General features: G+C 60.9%; 13 protein-coding genes. 11 read left to right on the top strand and 2 right to left on the bottom strand.

Annotated elements, in window-relative coordinates; translation table 11 throughout:
* Positions 1-152 precede the first annotated feature (152 nt).
* Positions 153-1,133: a transcriptional regulator FtrA gene (gene ftrA / locus RHM60_RS12300; RefSeq protein WP_057008704.1), complete on the bottom strand. Its 981-nt coding sequence runs from the start codon at positions 1,131-1,133 to the stop codon at positions 153-155.
* Positions 1,134-1,538: 405 nt separating this feature from the next.
* Here ftrA and RHM60_RS12305 point away from each other — a divergent pair, with 405 nt between their 5' ends.
* From RHM60_RS12305 to RHM60_RS12325, 5 genes are all read left to right on the top strand, one after another.
* Entirely contained in the window at positions 1,539-2,771 is a 1,233-nt protein-coding gene (locus RHM60_RS12305) for a cation:proton antiporter (RefSeq protein ID WP_322214548.1), read from the top strand.
* Positions 2,772-2,812: 41 nt separating this feature from the next.
* Positions 2,813-3,613 (top strand): hypothetical protein, encoded by an 801-nt coding sequence (locus RHM60_RS12310; RefSeq protein ID WP_057008702.1) that lies wholly within the window; start codon positions 2,813-2,815, stop codon positions 3,611-3,613.
* 81 nt (positions 3,614-3,694) lie between these two features.
* Complete coding sequence (locus RHM60_RS12315; RefSeq protein WP_322214549.1) at positions 3,695-4,441, top strand: iron-containing redox enzyme family protein; 747 nt, start codon at positions 3,695-3,697, stop codon at positions 4,439-4,441.
* The gene (gene rarD, locus RHM60_RS12320; protein WP_057008700.1) at positions 4,438-5,367 is read left to right on the top strand and encodes an EamA family transporter RarD; all 930 of its coding nucleotides are present in this window, start codon (positions 4,438-4,440) and stop codon (positions 5,365-5,367) included. Before RHM60_RS12315 ends, rarD begins: the two co-directional genes overlap by 4 nt.
* Positions 5,368-5,419: 52 nt before the next feature.
* Positions 5,420-6,409 (top strand): aspartate-semialdehyde dehydrogenase, encoded by a 990-nt coding sequence (locus tag RHM60_RS12325; protein ID WP_057008699.1) that lies wholly within the window; start codon positions 5,420-5,422, stop codon positions 6,407-6,409.
* A gap of 122 nt (positions 6,410-6,531) precedes the next feature.
* Here the strand turns inward: RHM60_RS12325 and RHM60_RS12330 are convergent, their stop codons facing one another.
* Entirely contained in the window at positions 6,532-7,131 is a 600-nt protein-coding gene (locus RHM60_RS12330; RefSeq protein WP_231422640.1) for a GntR family transcriptional regulator, read from the bottom strand.
* 321 nt (positions 7,132-7,452) lie between these two features.
* Here RHM60_RS12330 and RHM60_RS12335 point away from each other — a divergent pair, with 321 nt between their 5' ends.
* The 6 genes from RHM60_RS12335 (at position 7,453) to RHM60_RS12360 (ending at position 15,274) form a co-directional block, all read left to right on the top strand.
* A complete protein-coding gene (locus RHM60_RS12335) occupies positions 7,453-8,685 on the top strand; it encodes an NRAMP family divalent metal transporter (RefSeq protein WP_231422613.1) in 1,233 nt (410 codons plus the stop codon).
* A gap of 21 nt (positions 8,686-8,706) precedes the next feature.
* The gene (locus RHM60_RS12340) at positions 8,707-9,477 is read left to right on the top strand and encodes a 5-oxoprolinase subunit PxpA (RefSeq protein ID WP_322214550.1); all 771 of its coding nucleotides are present in this window, start codon (positions 8,707-8,709) and stop codon (positions 9,475-9,477) included.
* Complete coding sequence (locus tag RHM60_RS12345) at positions 9,474-10,280, top strand: putative hydro-lyase (protein ID WP_322214551.1); 807 nt, start codon at positions 9,474-9,476, stop codon at positions 10,278-10,280. The genes RHM60_RS12340 and RHM60_RS12345 overlap by 4 nt, the downstream gene beginning before the upstream one ends.
* Before the next feature lie 9 nt (positions 10,281-10,289).
* Positions 10,290-11,909 carry a 5-oxoprolinase/urea amidolyase family protein gene (locus RHM60_RS12350; RefSeq protein ID WP_322214552.1) on the top strand — a complete coding sequence of 540 codons (1,620 nt, stop codon included), beginning with the start codon at positions 10,290-10,292 and terminating at the stop codon, positions 11,907-11,909.
* Positions 11,906-13,645: an acetyl/propionyl/methylcrotonyl-CoA carboxylase subunit alpha gene (locus tag RHM60_RS12355; protein ID WP_231422609.1), complete on the top strand. Its 1,740-nt coding sequence runs from the start codon at positions 11,906-11,908 to the stop codon at positions 13,643-13,645. Before RHM60_RS12350 ends, RHM60_RS12355 begins: the two co-directional genes overlap by 4 nt.
* Before the next feature lie 195 nt (positions 13,646-13,840).
* The gene (locus tag RHM60_RS12360; protein ID WP_322214553.1) at positions 13,841-15,274 is read left to right on the top strand and encodes an ArnT family glycosyltransferase; all 1,434 of its coding nucleotides are present in this window, start codon (positions 13,841-13,843) and stop codon (positions 15,272-15,274) included.
* The last annotated feature ends 8 nt before the right edge of the window (positions 15,275-15,282 follow it).

Genomic DNA, 15,282 nt, shown 5'->3' on the forward strand with positions numbered 1-15,282 from the left:
TTTGCGGACGATTTCATGGGCGAAGACGCTCTGTGTTCATCAGGAGGATGGCCACACGTTAAACGTTTCAGCCGGTTAACGGCCTGTCGATTGGCTACCGGGACCAGGTCACGAGACGCACTGAAGCATGCGCCTCGCTGAGGTTTGTCACACTAGGCCGTCTGTTCGCGGGGCACGCCGATGCCAAAACGCTCGCGGTAAGCAGAGGGTGGCAGTCCGACTGCATTTCGAAACGCCTTGCGAAAGCTCTCTACCGAACGATAACCACAGACCCTCGCAATACCGGCTGCGCTCTGATCGGTGCTTTCCAGCAAATCCCTGGCACGGTTCAGACGCTCCTGCTGCAACCAGACCTTGGGGGGTAACCCGGTCGTCTCGACAAAACGCCTGAGGAACGTGCGCTCGCTCATCGCGACCTGACTAGCCATGTCGCAAACGCTTAGTGGCTTGTCCAGATTTTCACGAGCCCATTGAAGTACGCGGGTCAGCTCGTTACGCGGCGATTTGCTCACAGGAGCCACGATGAATTGTGACTGGCCTCCCGTTCGCTGAGGCGCCATGACCAGGCGCCTGGCCACCGAATTGGCAATATGGGTACCGAAGTCGCGCAGGATCAGGTGCAGGCAGGCGTCAATGCCCGCAGCGCTGCCCGCCGAGGTAATGATCTGCCCGGAATCCACATACAGTACGTTCGGGTCAACCGTGATCGCCGGAAAGCTTTCGGCCAGCTCTTCACTGAGCTGCCAATGCGTCGTTGCCGTTTTGCCATTGAGCAAACCGGTGGCAGCCAGAACAAATACGCCTGAACAGATCGACAATAGGCGGGCGCCTCGTGCATGGGCATTTCGCAACGCCTCCAACAATGCCTCAGGTGGTGCTTCATGACGACTGCGCCATCCCGGAATGATGATTGTCCGGACGTTGTCGAGCATCTCCAGGCCGGCATCGACACTGATTTGAATGCCACCCAATGCATGCATGGGCCCTTGCTCGACCGCAACAGTCAGGCAGGTGTACCAAGGGACATCGATTTCCGGGCGTGGCAGACCAAAGATCTCCAGCGCGATGCCGAACTCGAATACACAGAGGCCTTTGTAGACAAGGATGGCAACTGTTCCAGGATGATCAAGCATTTGGCGAAAATTTACCGTTTATTGGCGGGTGCCGCACTGTAGCTGACCGATCGAGTCCCCTACAATCATTAGCGACAATCCTGAGAAGAACAGACGACCACGCTTTACCCAAGCGAATGTCGCAGTGTTGGCGCAACCCTGAATGCGCTGACAGAAGATTGTCCACTGTCCATACAATGAACAGTTTGACTGACACGCCGTGCCCCCTAGTTATCAACCTGTTATCGGCGCTGGCTCAAGTCTATGAAGCACTTCAATCCTGCCATTAAATAACCCGTCACCTCGACGCATTAACAGCCAGAGCAATACTGGCTGATCGCGGTGGAGAGGGTCATAACGCGTGAACGCCCGTTAATGACCGATTGCTGTATGAGATTAACCAGGACGCGATTGGGGACAGGGATTATGTTGTTTGTACAGATCTTGTTTGTAATGCTGACGGCAAAGTTGCTCGGCGCCGTATTGGCGCGTTTTGGCCAGCCCCAAGTGGTAGGGGAAATGATCGCCGGTTTCGTACTGGGACCGGTTATTCTCGGTCAATTATTGCCAGGCTTTCATCAACGACTGTTCGATGCAGACGCAATGCGTCAATTGAAAGTCCTCAGCGAATTGGGACTTTTTCTGTTTACCTTCGTCATTGGCGCTGAATTCCGCTTTCCTGCCAAAGGCAGCAAGACCGGCGTCAAGGCGCTGGTGATTGGCGGGTTCAGTATTGTGATCCCCTTTGCGCTGGGTGTGGCGATCGCTCCCTGGCTGTTCGAACGCTTTGCACATCCAACAGTGTCAGCGTTGGGTTTTACGCTGTTCATAGGCACGGTGTTTTCGGTCACGGCATTTCCGGTGCTGGCGCGAATTCTCAAAGAGCGGGCGCTCCTCGACACTGAGGTGGGGACAATCGCACTAGTGGCGGCAGCCATGACCGATGTGGTCGCATGGCTGCTGATTGCTCTGGTGGCGATGGTCAGCGGCCACGACGGCAGTTGGCTGATGCTCGGCGGGCGAGTAGCCGGACTTTTATCCCTGGTAGCCGTATCGTTTTTCCTGCTCAATCCACTGCTGTGCAAATGGCTGGCCGCCCAAGAACGGCTTGCCCAGCCAAAGGTACTGATAGTGCTGGTCGCCGGCGTGCTGATTTATGGCAGCCTGACTCACGCCCTCGGCGTGCATGCAGTGTTCGGCGCGTTCATGTTCGGTTTGTGCCTGCCACGAGATCAGCAGTTGCTTGAAATGATCATCGAGCGTCTGGAGCATGTTTCGCTGATCATCCTGATGCCCTGCTTCTTCGCTTTGACCGGCTTAAGTACCAGCGCTTCGGCATTCTCCAGTCTGGGCTTGCCCGTGCTGGGGGTCATTCTGACTGTCGCCATTATCGGCAAGATTGTCGGCAGCGCCCTCGGCGCCCGATTGATGGCCTACCCGTGGTCGATGTCACTGACGCTCGGTGTCTTGATGAACACCCGCGGCCTGATGGAGTTGGTGGTGCTCAAGATCGGTCTCGACCTGGGCATCATCGGCGCCGAACTGTTTACCGCTTTAGTGGTGATGACCATTGTCACCACTTTAATGACCGGTCCCTTGTTGAGTTTGAAAAGGCGTCGATGGCCGGCCCTGCGCACAGCGCATCAATCACACATTTAATAATGTGCTATCTCGATCAATAAAAAAGGAAAGGAGCCCCTATGAAAACTCAGCAATCCGGCTTGGCGGTTAATGCACTTGAGCAGCAACTTGAAAAGCACTTTCAAACCATTCTGTCCGATGAAACGCGAATGAAGAAAATTCGCAATGAATTTCGCCGCGACGGTTACTTTAACTTCAAGAACTTCTCATTCCTGCCACGCACTGTGTTGGAAGATGTTCATAAAGAAGTGCATGAACTGCTGAACGAGTATTCGGTACGTCGCGACGTCACTGTCCCGTCCACCGGCAACACTTACCGCAAAATGTATAACGTCAACCAGCCGGAAATCGCTGAAGGCGGCACGTTGATTCCAGCCCTGTACACATCTGAAGCCCTGCGCACATTTCTCGGCAACATTGCCGGTGACGACCTGGCGTCCTGCTGGGAGCAGGAACAGTACCTTGTGACCAAACTCAGCCATCCGGGCGACACCCACGGCTGGCACTGGGGCGACTACCCGTACACCATGATCTGGATCATCGAAGCGCCTGAGGACCCGGCGATCGGTGGCGTCCTGCAGTGCGTGCCGCACAGCGAGTGGGACAAGGAAAATCCGCAAATCTGGAAGTACATCCTCAACAACGACATCAAGTCCTATCACCACCTCAAGGGCGATGTGTACTTCCTCAAGTCCGATACCACCTTGCACCACGTTGTGCCGATCCAGCAGGAAACGACTCGCATCATTCTCAACACCTGCTGGGCAAGCGCCCATGATCGCCGCGCCGATGTCGCCCATGAAAGCATCGACGTCATCTGGGGTACCGAAGCGCGCAACGCCGAAGCTTCAGAAGCCTGATCTACTCGCTACCTGACGATCGCGGCCACCGCAGGGTCTGTGCCTAATACCGTTGCTTTTGTATCCTCAAGGAGAACCACCATGTCCATCAGTCAAGAAACGTTCCAATCCGAATCCGCTTACGTTGTACGAGACAGTGGCGTCGATCTGGAACTGAAGTTGTTCATGGATGAGCAGATTGACTACATCCTCAAGCACCGTGCCACTGAGCACCCGTTCCTGAATGCCTATGCGCAGAAAGGCCTGAGCCCCGAGCACAGCAAGGTGCTGTATCTGGAAACGCTGCACTACTTCAAATTTCTGCCGTTCTACGTGTGCGGTATTTCCACCATTACCCGTGACGAAGCGGTGTTGCGCACAATCGCCTTCAATGCTCGCGACGAACTGGGCGAAACCCAATCGCACTCGGACCTGTATCGCAAGTTCCTTCACAACAAGGGCATCGACGAGGCACAGATCGAGGCTTACAAATGCCTGCCGAGCACCCAAGCTCTAAACGATGGCATTTGCGCGCTCTACAACACACCGCCGCTGCAGAAAGCCCTTGGCGGCCTGTTTGCCGATGAAGCGATGTCGGCATCGATGGTTTCCAAGTACAACGACGGCCTGATACACGAAGGTATGGACGAGCGCGGCCGGTTTTTCTGGACGTTGCACATGGAAGTGGAAGTCGGCCATTCCAACGCCGTATTCAATGTCATGGAAAAACACTTGCAGACCCAAGAGCAGCGTCGGCTGTTTGCCGAAGGCATTGAGCAGTACTTGCATCTGATGGAAATGTTCTGGGACGGCATCGAACGCAAACTCAATGCAGAGGCACTCCAATGAATGCAAAAAACGAGTCTGGCAATGGCGTGGCGTTCGGTCTCGGTGCCACCCTTCTATGGGGTTCGTACCCACTGTGGTACAAGCCGCTGGCAGGGCTGGATGCCTATCACCTGCTTTCGTGGCGAGTGGTGTTCGCGGAGCTGTTCCTCGTGGCTCTGTTGCTGCTGACCGGGCGCCTGCCGGTGCTGCGTTCGACCCTCAAAACAGTGCGTCCGATCAACGTGCTGACGGTCGCAGCGGTGCTCGGGCTGTGGTGGCTGATGTACATCTACGGGATCATGACCGGACGCGTGCTGGAGGTCGCTTTCGGTTACTTCCTCAGCCCGATAATGAGCATGCTGGTGTCACGGTTGATCTTCAAGGAGCGGCTGACAACCTTGCAGACCTGGGCGATTTTGCTTGCTGTAACCGGTGTCACCTTGATGGCCTTTGAGCTGCTTAATCTGCGGTCATTCCCCTGGATAGCATTAGTAATAGGCTTCTGCTATTCCTTCTACGGCATATTCAAGAAGAAGGTGCCCGGAGACCCGGTCGTGGTGCAGACGCTGGAGATCGGCGTGTTGTTGCCGTTCGCGGCCGTGTTCCTGATGCTGGCTCATGCGGCGGGCCAGGGGCATCAGTTCCTGCTATCGACCAGCCACGACCTGCTGCTGGTCGCCACTGGCCTGATCACCGTACTGCCGTTGTGGTGGTACAGTCTGGCAGCCAAACGGCTGTCGATGATCACGCTGGGTTTCCTGCAATTCGTCCCACCGATCTGCAACTTCGTACTGGCCGCCTTCGTGTATGGTGAGCCCGTCTCGTCACTGAAGCTGGCTGCTTTCGCATTTATCTGGCTGGCATTGACGCTGTTTACCTGGAACTCGATTCGGGTGCAACGGGCTAACGCCGCTTCCAACCCGGCGGTACAACTGCGTACTGCATGAGCAACCCGCGCGCCGTCGTTTCGACGGCGCGCGGGCATATAAGGAGATTCGAATGAAAAAAATCGCTGTGGTCGGATGCACCGGTGCCGTAGGCATGACCATGCTCGAACTGCTGGAAAATACTGCGTACGAGGTCGTGTGCATGGCCTCGCAGCGCTCGGCCGGCAAGCGACTGAAGGTGGGTGACAGCGAGCACTTGATCGAGCCATTCTCGGTCGAAGGTTGCGCCACCTGCGACATCGTCTTTCTTTGTGTATCGGGGTCGTTCGCCCTAGAGTATGGCGAGCGTCTTGCGCAGTCTTCCTATGTGATCGATAACTCGTCCGCATTCCGTTACGCAGATCACGTGCCCCTGTTGGTTCCGCCCATCAATGGCCAGCGCTACGCCGGTGAAAAGCTCATCGCCAACCCCAATTGTTCGTCAGCCATCGCGCTGATGGTACTGGGCCCGTTGCACGACGAATACCAACTCGAAAGTGCGATCATCTCCACTTACCAAGCCGCCAGCGGCGCCGGCCAGCCTGCAATGGAAGAGCTTCGGGAGCGGGCCAGATCATTCACCGATTACGGTGATAACGACAGTGCCGAGCACTTCGCGCATAACCTGGCATTCAATGTCATTCCTCAAGTCGACTCGTTTGAAGACAACGGTTACACACGCGAAGAGATGAAGGTGGTCTGGGAGTTGCGCAAGGTTCTGGGCGAACCCGACCTGGCCATCAGCACAACCGCCGTACGCGTACCCACCTTGCGCTCCCACGCGGAAGCCCTGAGCCTGCGCTTCACAAAACCTGTCCAGTCGCTGGACCGTGTTCGCCAGTTGCTAGCCGCTGCTGCAGGCGTTGAAGTCGTGGATACGCCCGCGACTGGGAGTTATCCGATGCCGATGACCTCCACCTACAAACACGCGGTCGAGGTCGGCCGGATCCGCTACAATCTGATCTACAAGGAGCATGGCCTGGACATGTTCATCAGCGGCGATCAATTATTACGAGGGGCGGCGCTGAACGCGTTCGAGATCATGCAATTGTTACCCGACTGAAATCGACTATCGTCTGCGATTGCCTGCTCAGCGATGTAATCCAGGCGAGCACAGGTCGATCCCAGGCACCCATTGATCATCTAAAGACGTCCACGGACGTCTTTTTTATGACTGCAACCTCCCTACCCCCTCCCCCTGCGCTCAAACGCCGCCAACACCGTCCGCTCCGACTGCACCAAATACCCCTCCAGCATCACCACCGCATCCCCCGCACGCCCTTCCTCAACACACCGAAGTATCGAAGCATTCATGTCCAGAAACGGCAGGTGCAAAAACTGCGGATCATTAAGCAAGCCAAACGCCAGCCGCAACTCAGCCGAGATTTGTCCATAAAACACCAGCAGGCGCGGGCTGTCGGCGAGTTCGACGATGGCGGTGTGGAACGCCATGTTGGCCGTGCCCACTGCCACCCAATCCTTGGCTTCGCGTGCGCGTGCGCCGGCTTCGACGGCTTGCTGCATGTGCAGGGCGCCGGGGTGTTGGGGGTAGCCTTGGGCGATGGCCTTGCATTCGATGAAGCGGCGCACGCGGTAGATGTCGATGATCGAGGCCATGTCGGGCGCTGCGACCGTGACGCCGCGGTTGGGTTCGTGTTTGAGCAGGCCTTCGCGGGTCAGCACTCTGAACGCTTCCCTCAGGGTGTTGCGCGAGATATCCAGAGTCTCGGCCAGTGCGGCTTCGGACAGGCGTTGGCCGGGCACGAGTTCGCCTTCGACCAGCATTCTGCGTATTTCCTGGGTGATGGATTCTCCCAGCGTGCGAGGAAGAGTGGGAGGTGCGTCGTTCATAAGAAATCCAAGGTAGGAATAACCGCGCGGTTATTCCATCAGAGCTGGGTGCAAGGCACAAGGATGACGCAGGGAGCGTGCTTCATTAAGTAGCAGCTTGCGGGCTTTGGGTAACAATTGAGTGCACATGAATCACTCATCAACAACAGATTGTTCAACAATAAACCCTTTATCAACCAACACTTAGGTGCCGATTCATGGCTTCTGGCACACACATTGCTCAGTCGAGGTATCTCTCACCGTAGGAACGATGCCGTGACACAGACCCCTCAAGCGTTCACCAAAGACCGGCGCGCCTCTCTGGTGGCGGCGATTTTCATGATGGCGACGTCGGCCATCGGGCCGGGCTTTCTGACGCAGACGGCGACGTTCACGGCGACCCTCGGCGCGGCGTTTGCGTTCGGCATTCTGGCCTCGATCCTGATCGACTTCGTGGTGCAGTTGAACGTCTGGCGCATCGTGTCGCTGACGCGGATGCGCGCAGCGGACCTGGCCAACGCGGCAATCCCCGGGAGTGGCTACCTGCTGACATTGCTGGTGCTGTCCGGCGGCCTGGTGTTCATGCTGGGCAATATCGCCGGTGCGGGCCTGGGCTTGAATGCGTTGACCGGCCTGGACCCCAAATGGGGCGGGGCGTTGAGTGCGCTGCTTGCCATCGCGATTTTCTCCTCCCATCGCGCCGGCATTGCCATGGACCGCATCATGATGGCGCTGGGCATTCTCAAGGTGTGCCTGATCCTGTTCGCCGCCTTTGCCACCCATCCGCCGTTGGGCGAAGCCCTGCGTCAATCGGTGTGGCCTGACTTCATCGACTTCGCCGCCATCACCACCATCGTCGGTGGTACGGTCGGCGGCTACATCACCTATGCCGGTGCGCACCGGCTGCTCGACCGGGGCACGGTGGGTGTGGAAAACATTGAAGCGGTTTCCAGGGCCGCGCTGACCGGCATTCTGGTCACGGGCGTGGCGCGTTATGTGCTGTTCCTGGCGATTCTCGGGGTGGTGGCCAGTGGCGTCGTCATCGACGTGTCCGGCCAGGGCGCCAACCCTGCGGCCCAGGCGTTCCATGCGGCGGCGGGTAATATCGGCATGATGATGTTCGGCCTGGTGCTGTGGGCGGCGGGGATCAGCAGTGTGATCGGCGCTTCGTACACATCGATGTCGTTTATCACGGTGTTTTCAAAACGCATCACCGAGCGCGGGCGTCACCTGGCGACCGTCGTGTTCATTGTCATTTCGCTGGCTGTTTATCTGATGCTGGGCAAACCACCGGCGGCGCTGCTGGTGTTCGCCGGCGGCTTCAACGGGCTGATCCTGCCGCTGGGCCTGAGCATCTTCATGTACGTGGGCTGGCGCCGCTCCGATCTCATGGACGGCTACCACTATCCTCGCTGGTTGCTGGTGCTGGGTATCCTCACCTGTCTGCTGTCGTGGTTCATGGCCTACAAGTCGGCGGGTGCCATCTTTGCCTTTATCGGCGCGGCCTGATTTAACCGGAGGTTACTTTTGATGCGTGCAATTGATCTTAACAGCGACCTGGGAGAGAGCTTCGGCGCCTGGAGCATGGGCGACGACAGCGCGATGCTCGATGTGGTGACCAGCGCCAACGTCGCCTGCGGTTTTCATGCCGGCGACCCGGCCGGCATCCTGCGCACCCTGCAAGCCGCCGCCGGCAAAAACGTCACCATTGGCGCCCATGTGGCCTACCCGGACAAGGTCGGCTTCGGTCGCCGCAACATGGACCTGGCCAGCGATGAACTGACCGCCGACGTGATCTACCAGATCGGTGCGCTTCAAGGTTTGGCCAGGGCTGCGGGCACGTCGGTGCGCTACGTAAAACCCCACGGCGCGTTGTACAACACCATTGCCCACGACCGTCGCCAGGCGCTGGCGGTGATCGCCGCCATCCGCGCCATCGATCCCACGCTGATACTGGTGGCCCTGGCCGGTTCCACGCTGATCCAATGGGCGCGCGACGAGGGCTTGCAGTGTGTCGCCGAAGCCTTCGCCGACCGGGCCTACACGCCGCAAGGCACGCTGGTGTCGCGACGTGAACCGGGCGCGGTGCTGCACGATCCGAAACAGGTGGCGCAACGCATGCTGCGCCTGGTCGAAGACGGCACCATTGAAGCCATTGATGGCACGCGCACCCGCATCGAGGCCGACTCCATCTGCGTGCATGGCGACAGCCCCGCAGCGGTGGACATGGCGCGCGAACTGCGCCGAGTGCTGGAGCAGGCCAACCTGTCCGTGCGGCCGTTTACGGGAGATCGCCCATGAATGCCTTCGCCCGCGCCCGCGAGGCGGCCATTGACGCTGCCCGGCAAGCCCGTCAAATCTACCGTGACGGGCTGATAACCCCTACGGCCGGGATTGCCCCGGGCATGACCCAGGCCAACCTGATCGCCCTGCCGCGCGAATGGGCCTACGACTTTCTGCTGTACGCCCAGCGCAATCCCAAAGCCTGTCCGGTCCTCGACGTCAGCGACGCGGGCAGTCCGAGCACGCTGCTGGCGCAAGGCGCAGACCTGCGCACCGACCTGCCGCTGTACCGCATCTGGCGGGACGGAAAAATGGTCGACGAAGTCAGCGACGCCACCCAGGCCTGGGCCGAGCACGACGACATGGTGGCGTTCCTGATCGGTTGCAGCTTCACCTTTGAAACCGCCCTGCAGGAAGCGGGCATCGAAGTGCGGCACATCGCCGATGGCTGCAACGTGCCGATGTACCGCACCCACCGCGCCTGTCGCCCGGCGGGACGCCTGCACGGTGAAATGGTTGTGTCCATGCGCCCGATCCCGCCGGATCGGGTGGCCGAGGCCAGCGCAATCTCCGCGCGCTATCCCGCCGTCCACGGCGCCCCGGTGCACATCGGTGAGCCTGCACTGCTGGGCATCCAGGAGCTGAGCCGACCCGACTTTGGCGACGCGGTGCGCATCGAGCCTGGCGAGGTGCCGGTGTTCTGGGCCTGCGGCGTGACGCCCCAGGCGGCGGTGGCGGCGTCGGGTGTGCCTTTTGCGATCACCCACGCGCCCGGCCATATGTTCATCACCGATGTGCCTGACAGCACTTACCACGTCTAGGAGTTTCCCGTGCGCTTTCTACCGGTCAACCTGGACACCCTGCTCGTCGAATTGAACGACCTCGACCAAACCCTGGCCCTGTTCGACGCCCTGATGGCGGAGCCGATTGCCGGCGTCGAAGAAATCGTGCCCGCCGCGCGAACGCTGCTGATCCAGTTTCGTCCCAGCGCCATCGCGCGCCAGGCGCTGGTCGAGCGTATCGCCGGCCGGGACCTGAGCCAGCGCCGCGAAGGCGATCAGCGCCGGGTGGAAATCCCCGTGCACTACAACGGCGAAGACCTCGACGAAGTCGCCACCCTGCTGGGCATCAGCCGCACCGAAGTGATACAGCGCCACACCGCCCATGACTACAGCGTGGCCTTTTGTGGCTTTGCACCGGGTTTTGCCTACCTCACCGGCGGCGCCGGTTTCCAGGTGCCGCGCCGGCAAACCCCGCGCACCCGCATACCGGCGGGCGCCGTGGCCCTGGCCGGAGACTTCAGTGGCGTCTACCCCCAGGCCAGCCCCGGTGGCTGGCAGATCATCGGCGTCACGCCGTTGCAGATGTGGGACCTGAACCGCGCCGAACCGGCCCTGCTGCGCCCTGGCTATAAAGTGCGATTCACCGACGCCGGCCCGCTCCCGGCCGGCGGGTTGCCCGCTACCAGCGCCGCCGCGCGTGCCGCCGCCCCAAGCGGCGCCTGCCTGGAAATCATCAGCCCCGGGTTACACAGCGTGTTGCAGGACATGGGCCGCCCCGGCCAGACCGATCAGGGCGTGTCGCGCTCCGGCGCGCTGGACCTCGGCGCCCTGCGCGCGGCCAACCGCGCCGTGGGCAATCGCTCGGACATGGCCTGCGTGGAATCGGTACTCGGCGGCCTGAGCTTCGTTTGCCACGGCCATGGGGTGATCGCGGTCACTGGCGCGCGCACGCCGATCACCATTACCAGCGCCAGCGGCCTGCAATGGACGGCCGACAACTACCAGCCCATCGAACTGGCCATGGGTGATCGTGTCAGCCTGGGCGCACCGTTGGCGGGGCTGCGCAGCTACCTGGCGATGCGTGGCGGCTTTGACGTCACGCCGGTGCTCGGCAGCCTGTCCACCGACACCCTGGCCCAGGTTGGCCCACCGGCGCTCGCCGTCGGCGACCGCCTGGGCTTTACCCCACGCACCACCGGCACCAGCGTATCGCTGCAGGAAGCGCCGGCCTTCGAACTGCCGACGGCAGCGCACATCGTCACCCTCGACGTGGTGATGGGGCCACGCACTGACTGGTTTACCGAAGACGCCGTGCAGCGCCTGAGCAGTCAGCTGTGGCGCGTCACCTCGCAGTCCAACCGCGTCGGCATTCGCCTGGCCGGAGACATGCCGCTCACCCGCAGCAATCACCAGGAATTGCCCAGCGAAGGCACCGCCGTCGGCGCCATCCAGGTCCCGGCCAGTGGGCAACCGGTGCTGTTCCTGGCCGACCACCCGCTGACCGGCGGCTACCCGGTGATCGCCGCCGTGGCCAGTCACCACCTGGACCTGGCCGGGCAGATACCGATCAATGCGCAGATTCGCTTCAACCCGCTGAGCGCATTCAGCGAAATCCAACCGCGCACAGATGCCTCTTTTTCAACTGCCGATGCGAAGAAAACCCCATGAAAAAATTACTGATCGCCAACCGTGGTGAAATCGCCGTCCGCATCGCCCGCGCCTGCCGTGACTATGGTGTGCAATCGGTTGCGGTGTACGCCGACGCCGACATCGACGCCCTGCACGTGCACCAGGCCGACGAAGCCTATGCCCTGAACGGCCAGCGCCCGGCAGACACCTATCTGGATATCGAAAAACTCCTGGCCATTGCCAAACGCAGCGGCGCGGATGCCGTGCACCCAGGCTATGGTTTTCTGTCGGAGCGTGCCGACTTCGCCCGCGCGGTGATCAACGCCGGGCTGGTGTGGGTTGGCCCCAACCCCGAGACCATCGACGTGCTGGGCGACAAGGTCGAGGCGCGCAAACTGGCGCAGCAGGTCGGCGCTCCGCTGGTCGCCGGTACGCCTGGCCCGGTCGAAAGCGCGGCCCAAGTACTGGCGTTTGCCGAGCAGCACGGCCTGCCGATTGCCATCAAGGCCGCCTTTGGCGGTGGCGGGCGCGGCATGAAAGTGGCCTGGCGCCTGGACGAGGTCGCCGAACTGTTCGCCTCGGCCGTGCGCGAAGCCGAAGCGGCGTTCGGCCGTGGTGAGTGTTTCGTCGAGCAGTTCCTCGACCGTCCTCGGCATATCGAAGCGCAAGTCATCGCCGACAAACATGGCAAGGTCGTGGTGGTCGGCACGCGTGACTGCTCGCTGCAACGCCGCAACCAGAAGCTGGTGGAAGAAGCCCCCGCGCCGTTCATCAGCGACGCCCAGCGCGAGCGTATCCATCAGTCGGCCCACGCTATTTGCGCCAAGGCCGGTTACGTCGGCGCCGGCACGGTGGAGTTTCTGCTCAGCCAGGATGGCACGCTGTCGTTTCTGGAGGTCAACACGCGTCTTCAAGTCGAGCACCCGGTCACCGAAGAAACCACCGGCGTGGACCTTGTGATCGAGCAACTGCGTATCGCCGACGGTTTGCCGTTGTCGTTCAGCGAAACGCCAGTGCCGCGCGGCCACAGCTTTGAATTTCGCATCAACGCCGAAGACCCGGGCAAAGGCTTTTTGCCCACCCCCGGTCACATCAGCGCATTCCAGCCACCCTCCGGCCCCGGCGTGCGCCTGGACAGCGGCGTGGTCACGGGTTCGAGCGTGCCCAGCACCTTCGATTCGATGATGGCCAAGCTGATCGTCAGCGGCGCCACCCGCGAACAGGCCATCGCCCGCGCCCGCCGTGCCCTGGCAGAGTTCAACATCGAAGGCATCGCCTCGGTGCTGCCCTTTCATCGGGCCGTGATGGAGCATGCCGACTTCACCGGCGCCGACCGATTTGCCGTGCACACCCGCTGGATCGAGACCGACTTCGCCGAACAGATCACCCTCGCCCCACGCAGCGCGTTGTCGGCCGACCCCGAGGTGCTGCGCACCTTCGTTGAAATCGACGGCAAGCGCCACGAACTGGGCCTGCCCGCCGCCCTGTTGCGCGGCATCAGCCTCAACGGACCGGCTCCCGCCAGCGCCAGCTCAAGCCCCAGCCAGGCCGCAGATCCACAAGCGGTACTGACGCCGGTCGCGGGCAACCTGCATGCCTGGGTCGTCGGCGACGGCGACTCGGTCAGCGCCGGCCAAGTGATCGCCGTGGTGGAGGCGATGAAAATGGAAACCTCGATCCTCGCCCCCTGCGCGGGCGATGTTCAGATTGCCGAACAGGCAGGTGCTTATTTCGAGGCTGGCTGCGTGATTGGGCGTATCAAGACAGCCAATTGAGCTGAACGCTTCGCCACAGCTGCACGCGCAACGAGGGATTAGCTCGATTGCCGCGTGCAGCCTGCAGAAAACCGCAGGCAGGACGCGAGCAAAAACCGCACGCTCGTTCACGAATTGTTAAGAAACACCTCCCTATACTTGCCGATTGCCATGTCCGCTCCCCCGAGCGGTCCCCTGCCCCGGTAGCCACACTCCATGACGCGTCCCGTTCCTCTGCTGCTTCTGCTCGTTGGTCTGTTGTTCTTCTTCGCCTTGGGTAACCATGAATTGCAAGGTTCCACCGAGGCCCGTGTGGCCGGGATCGCCATGGCCATGCACCTGGACAACGACTGGGTGGTGCCGCGACTGTTTCAAGAGCCGTTTCTGGAAAAACCGCCCCTGAGCCTGTGGCTCGACGCCGGCGCGATTCGGCTGTTTGGCGCCAGCACCGGGGCGGTGCGTCTGGCATCGGCGTTTGCCGGGCTGTTCAGTGTGATGCTGTTGTACGGGATGTTGCGCACCTTCGGGCGGCCAAAAACGTTGGCGTTCAGCGCGGCGCTGATCCTGGCGACCATGGCCAGTTACTGGGGCAATGTGCGCGGCGTGGGTGAGGATTCATTGCTCAGTCTCGGCGTGACGACCGCGCTGCTGGCGTTTTACCAGGCCGTGCGGCCTGATCGCGAAGGCTCCAGCACGTGGGCCTGGGCGCTGTTCGCGGCCGGTATGGTCATCGCCACCCTGAGCAAGGGCGTGCTGGGCCTGGCGATGCCGGGCATCGTGATCTTTGTGTACCTGGTCAGCATCAGCCTGATGGACAAGCGCCTGAGCATCGGCGACTGGCTCAAGCCGGCGCTGTTTACCCTGTTGGCGTTGGTGCCGCTGGTGATCTGGCTGGGGTTTCTGTTTCAGCGCGACGGGATGCAGGCGGTGGGCGAGGTGCTGTTGACCAACAGTGTCGGTCGCTTCAGCGGCTCGTTTGTCGAAGCCGGGCATTACGAGCCGTTTTACTACTACCTGGTGAAGCTGCCCGAGGCGTTTTTGCCGTGGAATATCCTGGTGTACCTGGGCCTGTGGCACTTTCGCAAAAGCCTGGTGCGCAACCGTTATCGCCTGTTTTTCAGCGTGTGGCTGGTGGCGCAATTTACCTTGCTGACCCTGGCGTCCAGCAAGCGCACGGTGTACCTGATGGCGCTGACGCCGGCCGCCGCCGTGCTGGCCGCCGAATATGTGCGCGTGCTGCTGGCGTGGCTCAAGGAACACAAGCCTGCGCTGTACGCGCACCATCGGCGCGTGATCGGCGCGGTGTTTATCCTGGCCATCACCTGCTACCTCACGGCGGCCTTCTGGTTCGCGCCCAAAGCGGACGTGCGCCACTCGTTCGTGCCGGTGATCAGCGAGATCCAGACCCTGCTGGACCAGGGCAGAAACGTGGTGCTGTTTCAACCCAACGAGCGGATCGCGGGCGCCAGTGTGTTTTACCTGCGCGCTTACCTGCCGATCCTGCAAACCGAAGCGCAATTGCGCAGCTACCTGGCCGCCAAACCCGGCAATGTGGCGCTGCTGGATCGCACCGAGCAACTGCAGGAAAAGGTCACGGTGACCAAACAGATGTCGATCAATCGCCAGCCTTACTACTTCATCGAGCAGTAAGGCCGGCG

Source organism: Pseudomonas sp. MH9.3, assembly GCF_034354675.1.
In the GTDB taxonomy this organism is placed as follows: domain Bacteria; phylum Pseudomonadota; class Gammaproteobacteria; order Pseudomonadales; family Pseudomonadaceae; genus Aquipseudomonas.